This window comes from Caldithrix sp. (assembly GCF_056497305.1).
Genome location: NZ_JBSMDE010000190.1, coordinates 22,907 through 30,229 on the forward strand (window position 1 = coordinate 22,907; position 7,323 = coordinate 30,229).

Sequence of the window (7,323 nt, forward strand, 5' to 3'; positions counted from 1 at the left end):
GTTCCATTGTTTATTCGCTTAAAAACTCAAGTACTTCCCGAATGCGCTGTGCACAGACGCGACAAAAAGGTTTGTCCCCATTGCGGAACATGACACAATCCAGCATGGGCCGGTACATGCCAGTGGACACGTACCCGGCCCCTTCAAAGGCGCCAACTTTTCCCGAATAGGGATCGTGATATAAAATATCTTCCATTAATTGATTGTATTCTTTCTGCAAGGTAGCAACTTCTTGCTGCTTCTGTTTGATCAGTAAGGAATCGGCGCCATTTTTGCTTAAGGTGGCCAATTCCTCATGCAGTTGCCGGCGCTTCTTTTGATATTCCGCCTGAAGGCGATCAAATTCTTCTTTGCGCCAGGGAGTGGGAATGGGAGTGTCCGGATCGACCAGCGTCTTCCATTTCAAGTGTTTGACATCCAGCAGGCGCGTAATATTGGGCTCAGTTGGTTCCACGCCAGGCGGATAAAATTCGTCATACGCCGTGCTGGAGGCGTAATATTCATCGGCCAGACCGGCAAAGGAGTGTCCAAACTCGTGAATGAAGACGTTTTCACTAAAAGCATTATCGGTGGTAAAATCCATGTAAAAATTGTAGATTCCGCCGCCCCCGTAACGCTCCTGATTGACCATAATAATGATGGCATCATGGGGCACAGCTGAAGCCATATCCTGCATGGCGCGATTCTCTTCGGTTAACAGGTAACGATAGGAACCCATGGAATTAAATGTACAGCCCAGCGCTGTATTCCGGAATTTGCCATGCGTTGGTTCGTCACAACCCTGCTCTGCTGAGGGTTTGTACACACCATACAGATTGATTTTATCCTTAAAGCGTTTGAAAGGTTGTTTGTTAAGTAAGATGTTTGTGTAACGTTTTAAATCCGCCCGGAATTTGGCGCTGTCGCGAATCGTATAGCCTTCGGATAGGAAGACAATGTCCACATTTTCATGATATCCGCCGTTGTGGTGCGCTTTAATGATGCGTACGCCCGGAGCTCTGTTTTCATTATTAAGCTGAATGTGGTTGGGATCAATGCGCTGTTCAAAGATGACGTGTAGGGTATTTTGCTTGTCTCGGGCTAAAAGTCGGAAGCAAACGGTCTTTTTAGGGAAAGGAATTAAAGCGCTTTCATGGTAGGCGCGTTGCACGCCCTGATGAGCCATGGTCGTTGTCTGGTACTCGCCAAAGTAGGAATTAAATCCTCTGGAGAAAAGCAATTGTTTAGCGCTGGAATCGAAGACCTGAATGGAGTACTTCCCATTATCAAAAGGATCAATCAATTTTGACCTGGGGCCTGACCAGAATTTTAACAAATAGAATTGATCCATGGTAATCGTTTCTTTTTGCTGATCACCGATATGGAAATAATCAATCCGTAAAGTGCTGTCTCTAAAAAACGATTCAAATTGGGGTTGGCCCAATACCATTGAAATTAACAGCACGGACCATAAAGCCAATTTCTGCGCCATGCGTTTTCTCCATCTTTTTAAAAAATAGAATTTCTTAAATTAATTCATTGCATGCAAATGTGAGTTAATCAAGAATGCAGCTTGTTTTCTCAAGCCAAAATAGGCAGAGAAGGCAGGAAAGATAATGAGGTGTGTTTTTTCACTGATTTTGTAAATTTATAAGGCAGCATAGCCGCAACCAAAAGTGATAGAAACTGTTTTAATCACAATTATATTTCGCGCAGATTCAGCAGATATTCGCAGAAATAATTTAAACCAATTCTTCAACACGTCCTCCCTAAAACAGCATAAAAATTTTCGCATCCCGCTAAGCGGGATTATAAGTTTTGAAGGAAGTATTCTAACCATCAATTTCTCTGTAATTTGCATAACATGTAATCACAATTCGTTTAAAAGTTTTTAAAGCTTTCTACCTGTTTTTCGAATCAAAAAGCAGATTTCATGGCACATGCGTTTCGCGCGGATTTTTTTGAAATGATTTCTTCCATCATCTGGTAAATACTTTAAATGGGCTGCTCAACTTTTTCGCCATTCGCTAAAATCTTGCAAGTTTGACAAAAATTTACCAAACTAAAAAGAAAAAAGGAAAGTGAGATGCCTACAAACTGGAGTCGATTTACCAGCTGGATGGAAACGTTGTTGCCCGCCCTACCCGGCTTCACCTATCTAAAACATTGGCAACCCAATCCACAAAGCGCTGAAAGTTCTGCTAAAAAAATAAAAACCTTTTTTGAAAGCGGCCTGATCTTCCTGTTTGCCGATCATCATCCTGCCTGGGAAAAAGCTAAAAACTATTTGCAGAATTTCAAAAATGAACCACAGTGGGCCAACGCTGCCCGTTTTATTTTTACTGTGCGGCAGAAAATCAAAAATGAAATTGAGCAGGCAGACCTCTCTGAACCATTAGAAAAATTCGACTTTGGTGAGCAACCTTTCCTGCAATCCTGGCGCGTCTTCTTTCCCGAAGGCCTTGCCGTCTATCAAAAGTATCGAGAAGCCGAACGGCAATTACTCTACAAACGACAGGTAATGATTACACAAAAAAATCCACGCCCTATCAGCGACCCGGCCAGACAAATTTTGTTTACTTCAAACGTGCTGGTCCGGCCGCCCTTAGGCAACGGATTAAACCTTGCGCCGGAGCTGAAAAGAGTCATCGAGGCGCATGAGGATGAAACTCAACAATTCTGGTACGATCATCCCATCCCTCTGGATGCGCCCGCTCAAAACAACGAAATCCTTTACGGTTTGCAGGGCCTGGACGACGCGCTGGAATTTGAAAAACAGCGCGGCAATCTGTCTGAAGGTCAAAAATTGACCGTCTTGCTCTCCTGTTCGGTCACCCATCGCTATTTGCAGCAAATCGCCCGGCAATATGTGCGCCAACTGTTTGAGGAACATGGCCGATTTAAACACCTGAACGTTTTTCTGTTCACCGAGCAGGATTGTCGGGAAATCGTCGAGCACGTTTTGTGCCCGGCGGCCCGCAGCTATTTAAACCTAACCTGCGAACATGAATCCTTTTCCGTATTTGGCACGGATGGCGAATATGGACGTCATTACTCCTTTTTGAAAGCCATCGCAGCTTTCTGGCAAACAATGATTGATCCTCAGATTCAGGCCACGTTTAAAATCGATCTGGATCAGGTGTTTCCTCAGGAGGCCCTGGTCAAAGAAACGGGTAAGTCCGCTTTTGAACTTTTTCAAAGCGATTTGTGGGGAGCTGATGGCAAAGATTTTCAAAATCGTGCTGTACATTTAGGCTTGATTGCCGGGGCCCTGGTGAATGCCGCGGACATTGAACAATCGCTGTTTACGCCGGATGTTCCCTATCCGAATGAACCGCGCAGTCCTGAGGAACATATTTTCTTCAGCCAGTTGCCCCAGGCCCTTTCCACCCGCGTGGAAATGATGACGCGTTACCATGAACCGGAATTGGATGGCCAGAAACGTTGTTTACAGCGCGTTCATGTTACGGGCGGTACCAATGGGATTCTGGTCAGCGCTCTGTTTAAGTATCGGCCCTTCACGCCCTCTTTTATTGGCCGAGCGGAAGATCAGGCCTTTCTTCTGAGTGTGTTCAATGACCGGCAGCCATTACTGCGTTACGTACATCAACCCGGGTTGATCATGCGCCATGACAAGGAGCTCTTTGCCCAGGAAGCCATCCGCGCCGCAAAATTGGGTAAAATCATTGGCGACTATCAGCGCATGCTCTATTTTTCGGCTTACGCCAGAACCATTACGCGCGATATCCAGACGGTGAAAAATGAGTTGGATCCTTTTACCGGGAGCTTCATCTCCCGTATCCCGACGACCGTTTCCATCCTGCGCTTTATGGTAAAAGGCCTGGAACTGAGTCAGAACGACGATCCGGAACAGGCAGAAGCGTTTTTGCACATGGGCGTGGAACGCCTTACCGGAACGATGCACTTTGTCCATGGCAATCCTTCGCCCTTTGAGGAACAACTGAAAAAAGAACGGCTGAGCTGGAACCGGTATTACGACCTTTTACAAGTTGTAAATCGAAAAATCAAAGCCCATGAGCCTTTTGCCCTTAAATTGCAAAAATCGGCCGCCCGCATTGTAGCTGAATGCCGACTGTGAATTTTTCCGCCTCGCCTTTTTTGAATACTTCCCTTAAAAGATCTATTCCCGCCATGTCGGGATGAGAAAATTTTTGTTCAGTGTGAAGAACCAAAACCGTTGAATTGTTGATTTGTTGAATGGTTGAATGGTCTTTCCCAGAGAATCTGGATTTCCGCTTCACTACAGCAGGCTGCGCCTTGCCAGACTGGCGCCCGTTTTTTTAAAGGTTGGGGCTATGCTGACTTAGCAGAAGGGAGCATTAAATTGTGTCATTCCACAAGCCATTCCAGTATGCCGGCCGAAACCTCTTTTTTCAAGCGCACCTGCAGGCGTAAGGCGCTGGTTCTTACAGGTGAAAAAGGAAAGTCATTGAATGTATTGGCTTCAATTTGATCAGCGCCCAGTCTTTTCAGCAAAACCCATTGGCTCCCCTGTTTAAAAAACAACTCGGCCGTTTGTGGCAAATCGCATCCGCCTCCTACAGAGCGATCGCTGAACCAGTATATTTTACAGCTGTTAATCGGCGTAGGCTCAGAGAAATAGTATTCCAGCCACTCCTGAGCGCCTTTGTGATTCCACCATGTAAAACGCGGAATGCTCACGTCAGAGGACGTTTCCGGCCAGATTCCGTCATTAACCGCTGTGGGCTGATCCAGTTTCCAGACATGAGAGACTTTGACTTTGGCTCGTCGGCCTTTATGGTTCAAAGGAAACGGTCGGGCAACCTCGGGGCGGGAGGCCAACCACACGGCCATCTCTCCTGGCCCACGATGAGCCCAGGCGTAATAGAGGATTAAAAACAATTTCGTTTTTTTGAAACCGGAATTCGTGGCATGATACGCAGTACCCTGCACCACCCCAACCCCTTTTAACAGAGCGGGATGGAAGGAAAATTGCAGGCTCGATTCTTCAGGCAAATAGAGATCCAACACATGCCCCTGATGATCAGTCCCTTCGGCACAAAAGACAATCGGGCCGCGTGTAATGGCCACTTTATCCCTGTCAACCAGCACCCTTTGATCGGCTCGCAGGCGTTGCACGTGCATGGGGAACAGGATCCGTAATAAATCGCCTTTTTGCCAGGTTCGGCGAATGACAGCAAAACCGTTTTCCATCGTAAAATTCAGCGCCTGACCATTGAGCCAGATTCGGGTTTGGGCTGGCATAGGATCGCTAAAAGAATAAAGATCGCCGGGCAGAGGTTTGTTTTGCGCCCAGCAGGGAATGCGGACTTTTAAGGTAAATTCTTGGGCTTTCTGCGGCTCAATGGAGACCTGCACCTCACCTTCCCAGGGATATTGCGTGCGTTGTTGCAGTGTAACCTTTTGTCCATGGAAATGGACCTGCGCCCGACTGGTTACAAAAAGATTCAGATAGATGGACTGCGCATCCTGGGCGTACACATAGCCGGGCAAAGAAGGCAAGAAACGTACCACATTGGTTGGGCAGCAGGAGCAATCAAACCAGGGGCTGCGTGCATAATTGCCTGTGGATTCCAGCGGATTGGGGTAAAAAAATTCCATGCCGTCTAGAGAAACGCCTGCAAGAAAACCGTTGTAGAGAGTTCGTTCGAAGACATCCAGGTATCTGGCCTGGCCATGTAAAAGAAACATTCGATAATTCCACAACATATTACCAATGGCCGCGCAGGTTTCATTGTAAGCCGAACGGTTCGGTAATTCGTAGTTGGCGCCAAAGGCTTCGCCATGGGAGCGGGCCCCCACGCCACCGGTAATGTACAATTTTTTGTTGACCACGTTTTCCCAGAGGCTGTCCACAGCCGCCTGATATTCCGGGTTCCCGGTTAAAGCCGCAATATCCGTCATGGCCGAGAACATGTACATGGCCCGCACCGCATGACCTATCGCTTCCCGCTGTTGCGTAACGGGCAGATGGTCCTGCACATATTGGGCTGTAAAAATACTGTCGTAAGCAGCCCGATGTTCATGACGTCCCCGTTGATCTAAAAAGAACCGGGCCAGACGCAGATAACGCCGGTCGCCTGTAACGCGGTACAATTTAACCAATCCGATTTCAATTTCCTGGTGGCCGGGCGGATCGTACCGTTTGCCCGGGCCAAATGTTTTTAAAATGAGTTCAGCATTTTTCAAGGCCACGTTGAGCAAAGAGCGCTTACCGGTGGCCTGATAATAAGCAACGGCTGCCTCGTACAAATGGCCTACATTGTACAGCTCGTGAGAGTGATTTAAAAAAGACCAGCGTTCTGAACCAGTATTGGGCGGTAAATGTTCACGGTCAATGGTGCGACAGGTGTACAGGTAGCCATCGTCTTCCTGGGCAGCCGCAATCAGAGTGATTATGGAATCGAGGTAAGCCTCCAGACGCCGGTCCGGAAAATTGCTTAAACTGTACGATGCGCCTTCAATGATTTTGTACACGTCGGAATCATCATACCTTCTCCCGACGAACGGGCCGGCCTTCAATCCGGCGGCTCTGGCAAAATTATCGATGCGACCGGTTTCTTCGCATTTGTTGAAATCATAAGGTATGGTTACCCGGCGATTGATCTCCAGGCGCATTTCCCAGAAATGATCGTTAAAGTGCACGGCAGTAAAAGGAACTGGTTTAATGAGATAATCCGCCATTCTTTCTGGCTGGCAAAACGAGAGCAATGCCAGCAGAAAAGTTAAAACCAATTTTTTCATTCAACCCCCTGGAATGAGTTATTGCAAATAAGGTACAAAGGGAAAGAAAGCCAGGCAACCGAAAATTTTCTTTTTCGAGTTCGGACAGCCTGGTAGTGATCTGGCAATTGCCTATTTGAATACTGCTATTAAAAGGTCTAAGGCATCAAAGATTTAAACAACCACAAGGAGCACGGAGAAGCCTTTTTTAATTAAAAAGTACTAATTATTTTGTGAAACGGCAAGTTTTGCCCTGGAAAGGCGAAGGACCGTACTGAGTGTCATTCCGAATTCCCGCTTTAGCGGGATGAGGAATCCCTTACACTTGCAAACAATTTGCAAGCGAACGTAACTCGAGCTTTAGCTCGAGACTTTGTAAGGGCGAAGCATTTTTTGAAAAGTCTTTCTCAAGAGCGATTTAACTTTTACACAAAGAGGTTGCGTTAATTGGAACAACCTTCAGGAAAATGCTTCGCCCTTACGCCTGAGAAAGATTTCTCCGCTCTGAAGTTCGCTTTCGCTCCGCACATCGGTCGAAATGACAATCATTGAGGCTTTGTGCCAAGCATCATTCCAGATCCCGAAACTCGGGGACAGGCCTGTCTGGACGGCTGTCCA

Annotated in this window: 3 protein-coding genes; 1 reads left to right on the forward strand and 2 read right to left on the reverse strand. The window is 46.9% G+C overall.

Annotation, left to right across the window (positions count from 1 at the left end; genetic code table 11):
* Window positions 1-10: 10 nt before the first annotated feature.
* A complete protein-coding gene (locus tag ACWB0I_RS15405; RefSeq protein WP_479388965.1) occupies window positions 11-1,471 on the reverse strand; it encodes a M64 family metallopeptidase in 1,461 nt (486 codons plus the stop codon).
* A 594-nt stretch (window positions 1,472-2,065) separates the two neighbouring features.
* Here ACWB0I_RS15405 and ACWB0I_RS15410 point away from each other — a divergent pair.
* On the forward strand, window positions 2,066-4,078 hold the full coding sequence (locus ACWB0I_RS15410) for a hypothetical protein (RefSeq protein ID WP_479388966.1): 2,013 nt from the start codon (window positions 2,066-2,068) through the stop codon (window positions 4,076-4,078).
* A 251-nt stretch (window positions 4,079-4,329) separates the two neighbouring features.
* Here the strand turns inward: ACWB0I_RS15410 and ACWB0I_RS15415 are convergent, their stop codons facing one another.
* Window positions 4,330-6,726 carry a glycoside hydrolase family 127 protein gene (locus ACWB0I_RS15415; protein WP_479388967.1) on the reverse strand — a complete coding sequence of 799 codons (2,397 nt, stop codon included), beginning with the start codon at window positions 6,724-6,726 and terminating at the stop codon, window positions 4,330-4,332.
* Window positions 6,727-7,323 lie beyond the last annotated feature (597 nt).

Coding starts and splice junctions, on each gene's coding strand:
- ACWB0I_RS15405 (WP_479388965.1), bottom strand. CDS start 1,471: ATGGCGCAGAAATTGGCTTTATGGTCCGTGCTGTTAATTTCAATGGTA.
- ACWB0I_RS15410 (WP_479388966.1), top strand. CDS start 2,066: ATGCCTACAAACTGGAGTCGATTTACCAGCTGGATGGAAACGTTGTTG.
- ACWB0I_RS15415 (WP_479388967.1), bottom strand. CDS start 6,726: ATGAAAAAATTGGTTTTAACTTTTCTGCTGGCATTGCTCTCGTTTTGC.